13 protein-coding genes are annotated in these 15381 nt (G+C 41.0%); all 13 read right to left on the bottom strand.

Annotated elements, in window-relative coordinates:
- Positions 1–354 precede the first annotated feature (354 nt).
- The 13 genes from ribF to uppS all read right to left on the bottom strand — a co-directional run bounded on the left by ribF (position 355) and on the right by uppS (position 15158).
- Entirely contained in the window at positions 355–1293 is a 939-nt protein-coding gene (ribF, locus tag IEX94_RS01525) for a riboflavin biosynthesis protein RibF (RefSeq protein WP_188855756.1), read from the bottom strand.
- 2 nt (positions 1294–1295) lie between these two features.
- On the bottom strand, positions 1296–2207 hold the full coding sequence (gene truB, locus IEX94_RS01520) for a tRNA pseudouridine(55) synthase TruB (protein ID WP_188855755.1): 912 nt from the start codon (positions 2205–2207) through the stop codon (positions 1296–1298).
- Between the two features lie 84 nt (positions 2208–2291).
- Complete coding sequence (gene rbfA, locus IEX94_RS01515; protein ID WP_188855754.1) at positions 2292–2633, bottom strand: 30S ribosome-binding factor RbfA; 342 nt, start codon at positions 2631–2633, stop codon at positions 2292–2294.
- 43 nt (positions 2634–2676) lie between these two features.
- Positions 2677–2955, bottom strand: a complete 279-nt coding sequence (locus tag IEX94_RS01510; RefSeq protein WP_188855753.1) for a DUF503 domain-containing protein — start codon at positions 2953–2955, stop codon at positions 2677–2679.
- Positions 2952–5084 (bottom strand): translation initiation factor IF-2, encoded by a 2133-nt coding sequence (gene infB, locus IEX94_RS01505; protein WP_188855752.1) that lies wholly within the window; start codon positions 5082–5084, stop codon positions 2952–2954. The genes IEX94_RS01510 and infB overlap by 4 nt, the downstream gene beginning before the upstream one ends.
- Positions 5085–5189: 105 nt before the next feature.
- A complete protein-coding gene (locus IEX94_RS01500; protein ID WP_370459716.1) occupies positions 5190–5492 on the bottom strand; it encodes a L7Ae/L30e/S12e/Gadd45 family ribosomal protein in 303 nt (100 codons plus the stop codon).
- Positions 5489–5761, bottom strand: coding sequence for an RNase P modulator RnpM (rnpM, locus tag IEX94_RS01495; protein WP_156855418.1), 273 nt, complete (start codon positions 5759–5761; stop codon positions 5489–5491). The genes IEX94_RS01500 and rnpM overlap by 4 nt, the downstream gene beginning before the upstream one ends.
- Positions 5762–5774: 13 nt before the next feature.
- Complete coding sequence (gene nusA, locus IEX94_RS01490; RefSeq protein WP_188855751.1) at positions 5775–6899, bottom strand: transcription termination factor NusA; 1125 nt, start codon at positions 6897–6899, stop codon at positions 5775–5777.
- An 18-nt stretch (positions 6900–6917) separates the two neighbouring features.
- Entirely contained in the window at positions 6918–7385 is a 468-nt protein-coding gene (rimP, locus tag IEX94_RS01485) for a ribosome maturation factor RimP (protein WP_188855750.1), read from the bottom strand.
- Between the two features lie 242 nt (positions 7386–7627).
- Positions 7628–11914 (bottom strand): PolC-type DNA polymerase III, encoded by a 4287-nt coding sequence (locus IEX94_RS01480; protein WP_188855749.1) that lies wholly within the window; start codon positions 11912–11914, stop codon positions 7628–7630.
- A 289-nt stretch (positions 11915–12203) separates the two neighbouring features.
- The gene (gene rseP / locus IEX94_RS01475; protein ID WP_188855748.1) at positions 12204–13478 is read right to left on the bottom strand and encodes an RIP metalloprotease RseP; all 1275 of its coding nucleotides are present in this window, start codon (positions 13476–13478) and stop codon (positions 12204–12206) included.
- 111 nt (positions 13479–13589) lie between these two features.
- The gene (locus IEX94_RS01470) at positions 13590–14381 is read right to left on the bottom strand and encodes a phosphatidate cytidylyltransferase (protein ID WP_188855747.1); all 792 of its coding nucleotides are present in this window, start codon (positions 14379–14381) and stop codon (positions 13590–13592) included.
- A 15-nt stretch (positions 14382–14396) separates the two neighbouring features.
- On the bottom strand, positions 14397–15158 hold the full coding sequence (gene uppS / locus IEX94_RS01465) for an undecaprenyl pyrophosphate synthase (RefSeq protein WP_188855746.1): 762 nt from the start codon (positions 15156–15158) through the stop codon (positions 14397–14399).
- Positions 15159–15381: the final 223 nt, after the last annotated feature.

Below are 15381 nucleotides of genomic sequence, written 5' to 3'. Positions count from 1 at the left end.
GGCCTCCTGCAGGAGTCTCGAGGTGTCTGGACTGCTCCGAGGAAAGGCCCTATTTGGAACCCTATTTTTCATTTAAGGAATTAAAACTCTCATCAAGTTGGATAGTAATAGTTTCTGTTAATAATAACACTCTCTACCAGTTCAGTTGCCCGGTGGACGGTGACTCCTGCGGGAATAGCACGAGTCCGGAGACCCCGCAGGGCGATAGCCCGAGGAGGCTTCGGCTGTGCCCGCGGAAAGCATCCGTCCACCGGGCAACTGAACGGCGATTAGAACGCCACAATTAGTGAATAAGCAAAACACTCACACTGAATGAAGGTGATCTGCTGTTTCAGACTGTAAATGTTGAGTAATTTATCGGAAATAATTGCGGATTGTTTTTTCGTCGTCGGCAAGTTGTGCGATTAGTTCTTCTTTGCCGGCAAATTTCTTCTCATCCCGAATGAACTCATGCCATTCAATCTGTAATTCTTCTCCGTATAAATCATTATTATAATCAAAGATATTCACTTCAACGGATAAATTTCCTTTATCTTCTTTGAAGGTAGGGTTCGTCCCAACACTTGCCATCCCTTCATAAATCGCATTCTTGTATCGTATTTTCACAGCATAAATACCAATCTTAGGCAGAAGCGCTTCTTCATTAATTCGTAAATTCGCCGTAGGATAGCCAAGTTCCGGGCCACCGCGCTTTGCACCTCGAATAACGGTACTTGTATATTTTAAAGGGCGTCCAAGCAACTGATTAACTGCCGCTACGTCTCCTTGTTTCAACAAGTTTCTGATCCGAGTGGAGCTGATTTTTTCATCATCCAGTGAAACTTTCTCGATAACCGTATAATCAAATTCACCTCTGGAATATTCCGCGATATTCTGCATATTTCCAGATCCTTTATGGCCAAAGCTGTAATCGAAGCCTGCAACAAGATGCTTAATATTTAATCCAATTATAAAATGATCTATGAAAGCTTGAGGACTCAATTTCGATAGTTCTTCGTTAAATTTAATAATATAGAGTCTATCAACATTCATTTGCTGAAGAATTTCTTGTTTTTCGCGAAGAGGCGTTATATATTGCACATGTTCTATCCCCTTTTTCAATATGACAGATGGGTGAGGATGAAACGTAATTACAGCACTCTCCATATTTCTTTCTCTTGCTATTTCAACCGCTTTCTTGATTAATTGCTGATGACCTTTATGTATCCCGTCAAAAAAACCAATCGCACTGACTGTTTCGGGCATGTCCACTCCAGAAAGCGTGTGTGGATAAGTTAATTCAAATGTTCTCATATCTATTCACCTACTTTTTTATCAAGCTGAAATACACGAACTGGCTTTATTTCTTGCTTACTTTTTTCATGAAGCTGATAAATGGCCAATAGTTCACCGTGGTGCACCATCAAAAACGGATTCGTCCTCGGCAATTCGTCAGGTCGAGGCAGTTTTTGGCCATGCTGTACTTTTCTCTTTATCTGTTCAGATACTTCAATGGAAGATAAATGATCAACTCCGGATAGGAGCGGTTTGAGCCATGCTGCTCGTTCCGCTTCAGTAGCGGTTTTTTCAAGCTGTTCGAATGTTACTGCTTCTTTCTTAGTGAAATTCCCAGTCTGGGTTCTTTCAAGGAATGACATATGAGCAGGATATCCTAGCCTTTTCCCAATGTCGACACAAAGTGTGCGGATATAAGTTCCCTTCGAACAAGTGACTTGGAATCGGATCGTTTGATCATTTTTATTTTGTGCTAAGCGCTTAATGGAATATATCTCAATATTACGTATTGGTCGCTCGACTTCTTTATTTGCCCTTGCATATTCATACAGCTTCTTACCGTTTACTTTAACAGCTGAATACATTGGCGGGATTTGCTCCGTCACGCCTAAGAAGGATTTGAAGCATGTGTCAATTTCATCGGTTTCAGGAAATGCTTCAACTTCCATCGTTTCAACAATTTCACCGTAGCTATCTTCTGTTTCTGTCGTTTTCCCTAACTTCAATTCAGCGATATATGTTTTCTTTGTATCTGTCAAAAACGGTACAACTTTCGTAGCCTTACCGATGCAAATAGGAAGTACACCTTCTACTTCCGGATCAAGCGTCCCTGTATGTCCGACCTTTCTCGTCTTGAAAATTCGTCTTATCTTCATGACGCAATCATGGGAGGTCATCCCTCTTGGTTTCCATAACGGCAGAATTCCGTCCATCTCTTTCACTCCCGTTCCATACAAGCAAAAGAATCATGGAAAAATCTGACTCTGTCCACTTAACTGAGGAGTCAGATTTACCATTTATTTATTTAAATCTCGTAAAATAGTTTCAATCCGGTTTCCATACTCGTATGCTTCATCAAATTCAAAAAGAAGTTCAGGTGTCTTTCTCAGACGGATTCGTTTTCCGATTTCTGAACGGATAAATCCTTTAGCTTTCGTCAACCCAAGTAAAGTATCTTGTTTTTCTTTCTCTGAACCGAGTACAGAAATATAGATGGTAGCTTGCTGGAGATCTCCGGTGACTTCTACATCTGTAACTGTAACAAAGCCAATTCTAGGATCTTTCAGTTTCATCGTTAAAATGTCGCCTAATTCTTTTTTCATCTGTTCAGCAACCCGATTAGCACGTAATTCCGACATCTTCTCACCTCATTCAGAAAATAATTAATTGCTTGAAGGAGGGTTAGCGTTCCTCAACCGTTGTAAGGGTCCGCTCCAATTCGGGATATTGATCAACAACCCGCAGCACTTGCTGGATTACTTTCTCTGCATGTACTGTACTTGCCGATACTGTCACAACGCCAAACTTTGTCCGTTGCCAGAGATCTTGATATTCTAACTCGGCAACGGCAACATTAAAGTCTTTCGTCAATTTGGCAAATATCCTTTTTAATAAGGAGCGTTTTGCTTTAAGCGAATTTCCTTCGTAAAAGAAGCACTCTATTTCAGCATAGAGGATCATGTGTGTTTAATTTCCTCCATAATAAATGCTTCGATAACGTCTCCTTCTTTTATATCATTAAAGTTCGAAATTGTAATCCCACACTCATAGTTAGTCGCTACTTCACGCACGTCATCTTTAAATCGTTTCAGTGCAGCGATCTCACCTTCAAACAGGACAACTCCATCACGGATTACTCTAACCCCAGAGTCTCTCGTAATCTTACCATCCGTAACATAGCTTCCAGCGATTGTTCCGATTCGGGAAACTTTAAATGTCTCACGAACTTCCGCTTGTCCGATAACTTTCTCTTCGAATTCAGGATCAAGCAAGCCCTTCATCGCTGCTTCGATTTCTTCAATTGCCTTATAGATGACACGATGCGTTCTTACATCGACTTTTTCTCTTTCTGCAGCGTTTTTCGCATTTACATCAGGTCTAACGTTGAAACCGATGACGATTGCATTTGAAGCAGATGCCAAAATAATATCAGACTCTGTTATCGCCCCTACTCCAGTGTGGATGATTTTAACCTTAACACCTTCTACTTCAATTTTTTGTAATGAAGAGGAAAGTGCTTCAGCTGAACCTTGAACATCCGCTTTAATAATAATATTTAAGTCTTTCATTTCACCTTGCTTAATTTGCTCGAATAAATCGTCAAGGCTTACTTTACTCTGTTGTCCCCGGTTTTCCACAATAAATTTCTGCTCTCGTGCCTCACCGACTTGTCTTGCCTTCTTCTCATCTTCAAATACGAGGAATTGATCCCCGGCTTGTGGTACCCCGCTAAGACCGGTAATTTCCACTGGTGTAGACGGGCCAACTTGTTCAACCCGCTCCCGCATATCATTTACCATCGCGCGTACTCGGCCATATGTGTTCCCGACAACGAGGGAATCACCTACATGGAGCGTTCCATTCTGGACGAGTAATGTTGCTACAGAACCTCTTCCTTTATCCAATTGCGCATCAATCACCGTACCAGATGCATTGGCATTCGGATTCGCTTTTAGTTCTTCAACTTCCGCGACAAGTAACACCATCTCAAGGAGATCATCAATACCCTCGTTTTTGATTGCTGAAATATTAACGAAAATCGTATCTCCGCCCCAGTCTTCAGGGATTAATTCGTATTCTGTTAACTCCTGCATAACGCGGTCAGGATTTGCTGATTCTTTATCCATTTTATTAACAGCAACAATAATTGGAACCTCGGCTGCTTTCGCATGGTTGATCGCTTCAACGGTCTGTGGCATTACACCGTCATCCGCAGCAACGACTAGAATCGCGATATCGGTAACTTGAGCGCCACGTGAACGCATGCTTGTGAAAGCAGCGTGACCCGGTGTATCGAGGAAAGTGATCTTCTTCCCATTTGCTTCTACTTGATAAGCCCCGATATGCTGTGTGATTCCTCCAGCTTCTCCTGCTGTTACTTTTGTTTTTCGAATGGAGTCTAGTGTTGTTGTTTTCCCGTGGTCTACGTGTCCCATAATCGTCACAACAGCAGGTCGTTCCTGTAAGTTCTCTTCTTTTTCTTCCACGCGATATTTTTCAAAATCTGTGTCCTCTAGTACAATTTCCTTTTCTACTTCAACATTATACTCACCGCAGATTAATTCAATCGTATCATCATCAAGATCCTGGTTTTTCGTAGCCATCACACCTAAAAACATGAGTTTCTTAATAATCTCAGATTCTTTTTTGTGTAGCTTTGCTGCAAGTTCACTAACCGTTAGCGTATTATTATACGTAATCTTCTTCGGCGTTAAATCCGGTGCCGGTTGTGTTGGTTTGCTTCTTTGCTGGTCTCGTCTCTTATGGTTTCGATTTTTATTACGGTGAGTCTTTTGCTGGCCTCTTTTTCCTGTCATTTGTTGACTCCCTTTGTTGTTATGTCTTTTATCAGAAGACTTCTGTTTAGTATCGTCTTTTTTCTGTTTTGGTTTCGACTGAGTAGTTGTCTTCTGTTTTTCTCTATCGTTAGTCGATGGATTGAACTTTTTATCAAGTGATTTCACGGTATTCTCCGAGATCGTAGACATGTGATTCGCCACTTCCACATTCATTTCTTTTAAATAGTTAATCACTTGTTTACTCGTTACTTGATTCTTTTTAGCATATTCATATACACGCATTTTAGTCATACGTTCACCCCCGAAATTAATTACCTTAGAAAACTTGGCATTCGCCAAGGCTTTACGGCGAATGCCTTAGTTGCACTTATGCAATTAAAATGGATTCATACTATCTTATCCGGCAAAGTACGAGCGGATCTTCTTAGCAAAACCTGCATCCAGTACTGCAATCGCAACTCTTTGGGATTTTCCTATCGCATTCGATAATGTTTCCCGGTCCTCTTCGGCAATAACATAAGGAACCCGGTAATACTTGCATTTATCGGTAATGCGTTTCTTCGTCTGGTCCCCTGTATCATGGGCCAGTATTACGAGCTTTGCCTTCTGGCTGCGAACATCTCGTAAAATAGCATCTTCCCCAACGGAACATTTTCCGGCCCGAAAGGCGAGACCGAGTAAATTCAAATAATTCTTCATGATTCACTTCTCACAAGCTCTCGTAATTCTTCATAGATTGCTGGTTCAACCTCAGCATTTAACGTTCGGGCAAGAACATTGGATTGTTCAGCTTTATCAATAACTTCCAATGTTCCGGTTACATATGCGCCCCTGCCGTTCTTTTTCCCTGTCGGGTCGACAAATACTTCTCCGGCTTTATTCCGTACAATACGGATCAGTTCTTTTTTTGGTCGCATTTCCCCTGTTACAACACATTTTCTTTCTGGTATTTTACGTTTTGTCGCCATTTTTTAATTCCTCCTATTCAAACAAATCGTTATCATTCATTGAATAAGATTCTTCTTCAGTTGTTTCACTATCATCTTTGAGATCATCCTCGAGCAGGCCTTCATTTTTAGCTTCAGTCTCACTCTTAATGTCGATTTTCCAGCCTGTCAGCTTGGCAGCAAGCCGAGCATTTTGCCCACGCTTACCAATTGCTAAAGATAGTTGATAATCGGGAACAATAACTGTTGTTGCTTTCTCTTCTTCGTTTACGAGCACATCAATGACCTTAGAAGGACTGAGTGCGTTCGATACGTAAACAACCGGGTCTTCTGCCCATTCAACGATATCGATCTTCTCACCCTTCAGTTCATCAACTATTGCCTGGACACGCTGACCTCTTGGTCCGACACAAGCTCCTACTGCATCAATCTCTTCGTTCTCCGCATAAACGGAAATTTTTGAACGGTCGCCAGCTTCCCGGGCTACTGATTTAATTTCCACGATACCATCATAAATTTCAGGTACTTCCATTTCAAATAATCGTTTCAACAAGCCTGGATGCGATCTTGAAATATAGATCTGTGGCCCTTTACTTGTATTCTCCACTTTCGTTACATATACTTTGAGACGATCATGGGTGTGATACTCTTCTGTCGGCATTTGTTCCGCTTCAGCAAGCTTTGCTTCAATCTTTCCTAAGTTTACATAAATAAAGCGGGCATCTTTACGCTGGATGATTCCAGTCATGACATCATCTTCTCGGTCGACATATTCGGAATAAATAACGCCCCGTTCTGCTTCCCTTACCCGCTGTGTTACTACTTGCTTTGCCGCCTGGGCAGCAATCCGACCGAAGTCTTTCGGTGTAACCTCTACTTCTATTACATCATCCACTTCATAATTCGGGTCGATTTCCTTCGCTTCTGCCAACGATATTTCCTGTTGTGTATCCTCTACTTCTTCAACAATCGCTTTTCTTGAAAATACTTTCATACTGCCTTTTTCTTCATTAAGTTCAACTCGCACGTTCGTTGCAGATTGGAAATTCTTTTTATACGCTGATATTAATGCTGCTTCCAATGCTTCAATTAATATTTCTTTTTCAATGCCTTTTTCCTCTGCTAATAAATCAATCGCATCAAACAACTGACTGCTCACTTTTCATTATCCCCCTTTTTAGAACGTTACAGCTAATCTTGCTTTAGCTACCTTTTCATATGGAATCTCCACTTGTTTCTTCGTTGTTTTCACCTTATATTCAATGGTTAGACAATCATTTTCAAAGTTGGTTAATATTCCTTCATATTCCTTTTCACCATCAATAGGTGCGTATAATGTAACATAAACATTTTTATTAATATTTGCTTCTATAGCTGCTTTTGTTTTGAGCGGTCTTTCCGCACCAGGTGAAGATACTTCGAGGAAATAGGCAGCTTTTATCGGATCTGTTTCATCGAGCTTTTCACTCAGTTGCTCTGATACAAGTCCACATTCCGCGATATCGACACCACCCGGTTTATCGATATAAACACGCAGGAACCAGTTCTTTCCTTCCTTCACATATTCAATATCAACCAGTTCTAAACCATTTTGTTCTAAAATCGGATTCACTAATTGTTCTGTTGTTTCAATAACCGAAGTCATTCGTCATCCTCCTTCTACTACCATTTATTCCTTATTATGCACAAGTTTAATCTTTTTCATTTTAAAGTAGTAAAGTGGCAATATAAAACCCTAGCCTGTCATGTAGGGGCTAGGGGCGAAGTAAGAGCATAAATTCTAAGAAGAAGGAGTGGGCTAGACACCCACTCCTTAAAATCGTTCAATCGACACTTTCCGAAAATTATTATATCATAGCAGGAAAATGTTTGCAAATAACTGGTATGTTAAAAGAGCGATAGTTGGTTCTTCTCTGCCATTCCCTCCAAGCAACCGTGCTGATCAAGATACTCAAGGACAGTCTTTGGTACTTTGCTTCGTTCATGGAAATCTTCTTTCGATAAAAATTCTCCATCTTTTCTTGCTTCCACAATATTTAAAGCAGCGTTGGTACCTAAGCCGTCAACTGCATTAAATGGAGGGATTAGTGTATCTCCTTCCACAATAAATTCCGTCGCACTTGAACGGTATAAATCAACTTTTTGGAAAGAGAAACCACGCTCACACATCTCAAGCGCAACCTCAAGTACCGTTAGGAGAGATTTCTCCTTTGGTGAGGCATCGTTTCCTTTTGCTGTGATCCCGTCAATTCTTTGTCTGATCGCAGATGAACCTTTAATCATGGAATCAAGGTCAAAATCATTCGCACGGACAGTGAAATAAGCTGCATAGAAAAGGATCGGGTGATGGACTTTAAAGTATGCAATCCGAATTGCCATTAATACGTAAGCTGCTGCGTGGGCTTTCGGGAACATGTACTTAATCTTTTTACATGATTCAATATACCAATCTGGCACATTATGTTTCTTCATTTCGTCAATCCATTCATCCTTCAATCCTCTTCCTTTACGAACAAATTCCATGATTGTAAAGGCAAGTGCTGGTTCGAGGCCTTTTTGCATCAGATAAACCATAATATCGTCCCGGCAACCAATTACATCGGCTAGTTCGCAAATCCCTTCATTGATTAAATCCTGAGCGTTCCCAAGCCATACATCCGTACCGTGGGACAAACCGGAAATTATCAATAGCTCTGCGAAGGTGCTTGGTTTTGTATCTTCAAGCATTTGCCGGACAAAACGAGTTCCAAATTCCGGTACTCCAAGTGTACCTGTTTTACAATTAATCTGTTCCGGAGTGACTCCAAGAGACTCTGTTCCGGAAAAGATTTTCATTACTTCCGCATCGTCGGTTGGAATATCTTGCGGATCAATTCCACTCAAGTCTTGCAGCATCCGAATCACGGTCGGATCATCATGACCAAGTATATCGAGCTTCAATAGGTTTTCATCAATCGAATGGAAATCAAAATGGGTTGTCCGCCACTCACTCTTCCGGTCATCTGCTGGAAATTGAATCGGTGTAAAGTCAAAGATTTCTTTATCCTCTGGTACAACGATAATTCCACCAGGGTGCTGCCCTGTCGTTCGTTTCACTCCAGTACAACCTTGGACGAGGCGATCGATTTCCGCTCGTTTGAATTTCAAATTCCGATCATTTGCATATCCTTTAACGTAACCGTAAGCTGTTTTATCCGCTATCGTTCCTATCGTTCCTGCTCGGAAAACATAGTCATCCCCAAACAGCTCTTTCGTATAATTATGGGCCCTTGGTTGATAGGTTCCGGAGAAGTTCAAATCAATATCTGGCACTTTATCTCCTTTAAAGCCAAGGAACGTTTCAAACGGAATGTCTTGACCATCCTTCGTTAAATCTGTACCACATTCAGGGCAAGCTTTGTCAGGTAAGTCGAAACCACTTGCAACCGAACCGTCCGTAATGAACTCATTATAATTACACTCCAGACAAACATAATGCGGGACAAGCGGGTTCACTTCCGTAATCTCTGTCATCGTTGCAACAAATGATGAACCGACAGAACCTCTGGATCCAACGAGATAACCGTCATCTAAAGATTTCTTAACGAGTTTGTGGGAAATCAGGTAAATAACAGAGAAGCCGTTCCCAATAATACTATCCAACTCTTTTTCCAGGCGGGCCGTGACAATTTCGGGTAGTGGATCACCATAAATTTCTTTCGCTTTCGTATAACAAAGATCCCGCATTTCTTGTTCCGCACCTTCAATCGTCGGTGTAAATAAACCATCTTTAATCGGTGAAATAGCCTCAAGTCCTTCCGCTAACTCTTGCGTATTTTTCACGACAATTTCATACGCTTTTTCTTCACCTAAAAACTTAAAGGCTTCAAGCATTTCTCCTGTCGTGCGCATTGGTGTATCTGGTAAAGTTTGACGATTTAACGGATTTCCGGCCTGAGAAGAAATCAATATTTGGCGGTATTGCTTATCATTTTCATTTAAATAATGCACATTCCCTGTTGCTACTACGGGTTTATTCAGTTTTTCCCCGAGTGCGACGAGTTTCTTAAGAATATCAAATATCTGAGCTTCATTTTGCACTAATTCCTTATCGATTAAATGGACATAGTTTGAAGGTGGCTGTATTTCAATGTAATCATAGAACTCCGCTACCTTCTCCGCTTCTTCTGCTGACGTCTGCATCATCTTTTCAAAGACTTCACCTTGATCGCAAGCTGTCCCGATAATTAATCCTTCACGATTTTTCTCCAATACGGAACGCGGTATTCGGGGAACCCGGTAGAAATAATTAATATGGGCGTACGAAACTAACTTATACAAGTTTTTCAAGCCAACCTCATTTTGCGCTAAAATCGTACAATGGAAGGGGCGGGAACGCTGATAGGCATCACTTTCACCCATATGATTATTCAGCTTCAGATGATTCGTAATATCTTGTTCCAATAACTGCTGCACAAATTTCCACGTTAAATAACCTGTTGCCTCCGCATCATAAATTGCGCGGTGATGCTGTGTTAATTCAATATCCATATGTTTACATAGTGTATTCAGCCGGTGGTTCTTCAATTGTGGCAGTAAAAACCTTGCAAGTTCTAATGTATCGATAACGGGATTGGTAACTTTCCCAAGTCCAATCCTTTCAAAACCTTGATTAAGAAATCCTATATCAAAGGATGCGTTATGGGCTACAAGGATATCATTACCCATCCAATCGTGGAAATCTTTTAGCACTTGTTCTACTTCAGGCGCATCTTTTACCATGTCATCCGTAATTCCCGTTAGATTAATTGTTGTTTCCGATAGAGAATGATGCGGGTTGGCGAAAGATTCAAAGCGATCTACAATTTCTCCTTGGTGGATTCGGACGCCAGCAAGTTCAATTATCGTATCATATACTGCTGAAAGCCCTGTCGTCTCCACGTCGAAAACAACATAACTGGCATCAGAAAGCTCAATATCTGCTGAATTATAGGCGATTGGCACACCATCATCCACCACATTGGCTTCTACACCATAAAGAACTTTAATATCATGTTTTTTACTCGCCGCATGTGCTTCGGGAAAGCCTTGTACTCCGGCATGGTCAGTTATTGCTACTGCTTTATGTCCCCATTTTGCCGCTTGAGCAACAAGTGCACCAGGAGAGACGACCGCATCCATCTGACTCATAGTAGTATGAGCATGCAGCTCAACTCGTTTTTCCTCATCAGGTGCTGTATCCATTCGCTCAGCTACTTCTACCTCTTGGATATCATTCGCCATCATAGCAAGCTCATTGGAATACATGTCCGTCTGAATACTTCCACGGGCTTTAATCCACATACCTTTTTTAGCAGATTTGAACTTCTCTGCATCTTCGTCCCCGCGGGAAAACATCTTAATCTCTAATGAATCGGTGTAATCCGTTGCTTTAATAATTAACAAACTACGTCCAGATCTTAGCTCTCTAATATCAGCAGAGAATACATAGCCCTGGATCGTAACTTTTCTCTCCTCTTCCTGGATGACTTCCATCGCAACTGGGTCATCTGGAATCCGGTAACCTAGAAGGAGTGGTTTATTTTCATCTTCCACTTTGGTTTTATCACGCTTCGCCTTTTCTTTCACCGTATTCATGACAATTCGCTGATCCTCAAGCACTGTCTGCTCTTTAAAACGTTGAATCGCCTCAAGGTTATTGTTCACTGTCATCTCCAGCATGAACTGAGTGGCGCCAATCGCAGAAAAATAGTTTTGCATCGGTTCAAGTAATCTATTTTTGAGTGCTTGCGCTTCTGCTTCATTCCTGGCAGTTAACATAATCTTATTACCGTTAACTTGTGGTGTTTGCTGTTCTACTAATTCCTTATAAGCTGGTGATAGTGGTGGCACTTTTTGTAAGAAATCATTCCAATAATTAATTAAGTTATCTTCAGCTATGTCTGAGTTTGCCGCTTCAATCGTCAGCTCGACACTCGCTATATCACGGAATGCTTCCCTTAATTTCATGCAAAAAACTTCATATACTTGAAAAGGAAGGATGGAATCTACACATATGTAAAAATGCCAAACTCGTGTTTTCTTGTGAACAACTAATTTATTTAAATAACTATTTGAAAAGTGATTTGTCATATCCTGCGGTAATTCGATCTGTTCAAGCAAGATATTCATCTTCTGCTGTTTGGATAAATCCATTATTTCTCCTCCCTTTGGCTAATAATTATTCATCCATTTTAAAACCCTTGCTTTTATTATAAAACAAGGGTTTCGTAATTTGAACTATTTAAGATTATGTTGCCTGTAAAATTGTAGTCAAGTTCTATCCCAGCTCCGCATCCCCTATACACCTATTGAGCAGGAAAGGTGCTATCGCTCCAGAAATATACTACGCTTTCCGCGGGCTCAGCGCGGAGCCCGCGGAAAGCGAGGGGTATCGGGACTGCGAACTTCCAGTAGAAAGTAATTTAATACCATTACAGATCGGTTATAGGAATAGTCGTTGGATGTCGTTCCAAGTTACTACGATCATGAGTAGCATGAGTAATGCGAAGCCGACGAAGTGGAAAAGCCCTTCTTTTTCAGGTGGCACTGGTTTTCCTCGTAAGGCTTCAATCCCAACAAATAAGAGCCTACCACCGTCAAGCGCTGGTAATGGAACTAGGTTGATGACACCTAGGTTTACACTGAGCATTGCTGTCCAGAGCAGGAAGTTCCAAAATCCAGTTTGGACAATCTGGTCTGTCGCATCGTAAATACCGACTGGTCCTGATAATAATTCAATCGATACTTGACCCGTTACGAGCATCATTAAATTAGTAAGAATAAGTTTTGTCGTCTCATACGTACGTTCAAATCCATAAGTCAGTGTCCCGAGAACTGACTTTTCATAGGCAGGATAGACACCGATTTGTCCCATATGGATCGGTTCTCCTTTTTCATTAACAGATTCGACCTCATCAGGCGTTACCATTACTTGCTCTTCCTGACCGTCACGTACAAAGGTCAATTGCAATTCACTAGCCGGGCTTTCCCTGACAATGGAAGTGAATTCCTCCCAAGTGGAAACCGGGGTGTCGTTAATTCGGATCACTTCATCTCCCTCAACCATACCAGCTTCTGCTGCAGGAGAACCATCAACGATTTCTCCCATTTTCGCTTCGTCAACCGGAGTTCCCTGAGCGATACCTATAATAATGAAAATGACGATTGCCAATACAAAGTTCATCATCGGACCTGCGAATAATTGCATCGCCCGTTGTGCAGGTGTTTTCGAAGCGAATTGCCGATCATATGGAGCAATTTGCGTTTCTCTTTCATCCATAATGAAAAATGCTTTCTCATCGACATGGAATGTCAGCTTCGTATCTTCATCACCCAGCTCATACCCTTCAATGATTAAATCATGATCAAGATCGACTCGTTCGACTTCGATTACCCGTGCATTCGGATGCTTGTCTTTGTTGTTGACAATAATCTTATTTACTTTGTTATCTTCATTAAATTCAACACCGATATGATGTCCGGGTTTTAATTCAATTATTTCCGGGTCTTCACCTGCTACACGCACATATCCGCCTGCCGGAATGAGACGAATGGTGTACAATGTTTCATTCCTAGTAAAAGAGAAAACTTTTGGACCAAACCCGATTGCAAATTCTCTAGCTAGCATGCCAGCGCGCTTTGCAAATATCAAATGGCCCCATTCATGAATAAAAACAAGCAGGCCAAACATAAATATAAATGCGATGACTGTGGTCAAATGAAGCACCTCTTTCAATCTGAAATCTTTATTTACTTCCTCTAGCTATTTAGCTAAGTTTACCGTGTTTTCCCCGATTTGTACAACGGAACAATGCTGTTTGTTGCCCGCTTAAATAAACTGGATTAAATGCAGGAATGGCAAAACAAAAAGTAAACTGTCAAAACGGTCGAGGATACCACCGTGGCCTGGTAGTAACTTACCAGAGTCTTTTACTCCATAATTCCGCTTGAAAGCAGATTCCACCAAATCCCCTACTTGTCCTACCATCGACGCAAAAATCGTTACAATAATAACGATTAACATCGAGTGTGGGAACGGATGTACAAGATGGAAAATTACCGCTACAATACATGCAGTGACGATTCCCCCGATAGCTCCTTCCACCGTCTTATTCGGACTAATATCCGGCCATAATTTCCGTTTTCCTAGTGCCCTCCCAACAAAATATGCTCCTGTATCCGTAGCCCAAATGATGAAGAAGGCAAATAGAATATTACTGAACCCATTCGTGCCAAGTCTTGTCTCAATTAGAAAATAAAATCCAATTCCAACATATAAGGCTGTAAGGATAACGAAGCCTGCTTCATCAAATGTGAACTTATTCCTGACTAATACAGTATAAGCTAATAAAAATAAGATAATTACAGTTAACATATTTGTTATGGATAAAAATTCTATGGAAAAAAGAGTCGATTTATCCGGCAACAGTACAAGCCAGATTCCAATCGTTCCAATTAATCCTGGAATGGAAACGAGAGATATTCCCCTCATTCGCAACAATTCCATCAAGCCGATTGTCGCAAGCAAGTAGATGAACAAAATAAACGGCAAGTCGCCAATAATTACAAATGGAAGGAATACGATTAGTGCAAGAATTGCTGTTATAACCCGTTGCTTCATATAAATTTCATCACCTTAAATACCTCCGTAACGTCGTTTCCTTTTTTGATAATCTTGTATCGCTTTATTAAAAGTATTCTCATCCATATCAGGCCAAAGAACATCCGTAAACCAAAATTCACTATACGCAAGCTGCCAGAGCAGGAAATTGCTAAGCCGCTTCTCACCACTTGTACGGATGAGCAAGTCGGGATCTGACAGGCCATTTGTGTAAAGATATTTTGAAAATTCTTCCTCTCCCAATGAATCAAGCGAAACTTTATTCCCATCCACATCATTCATGATCTGTTTGATTGCACGCATAATTTCATATCTGCTACCATAATTCAAAGCAAAATTAAGGAGCAGTCCATCGTTTGTTTTTGTTTTGTTTATCGCGTATTGCACAGTTTTTTGAGTGTGTGCGGGAAGCGCATCAAAATTACCGATTGTTTCAATTCGAACATTGTTTGCCATTAATTCTGGAAGATAAATATGCAAAAATTCTTTAGGCAGCTTCATTAAAAAATCAATTTCCGATTTTGGACGATTCCAGTTCTCGGTTGAGAAAGCGTATAAAGTCAATACTTTCACATTGGCATCGTTAGCAGCCCGCACGACTTTCATTACCGCTTTTACGCCCTCTTTATGTCCGGCAATTCTAGGCAAGCGTCGGCTTTCTGCCCAGCGTCCATTTCCGTCCATAATTATTGCTACGTGATTCGGTATATTCTCTGATAAGTTGATGAGCTCGTCATCCTCTTGGTTATTTTTAATAAACGGTATTTTCATAGACATCTTAGGTCCTCCGAATTTCTGACTTCCTACTCCATCTGCAGAACTATTTCATTTTCATTTATATGTTTGAAGGATGCCCTTCATTACTCAACCTTTATACCCCTAAAACAGCTGCGAATTACTTTCATTCAGCGTAAATGTGTACAACTTACTTCTGGAGGTCCGCAGTCCAGACACCTCTCGCTTTCCGCAGGCGGCTGGTGAGCCTCCTCGGGCTATCGCC

This window comes from Oceanobacillus indicireducens, from assembly GCF_014647195.1.
In the GTDB taxonomy this organism is placed as follows: Bacteria; Bacillota; Bacilli; order Bacillales; family Amphibacillaceae; genus Oceanobacillus; species Oceanobacillus indicireducens.
The sequence above is the reverse complement of the archived record's forward strand: the minus strand, read 5'-3'. Positions and strand labels throughout refer to the sequence as shown.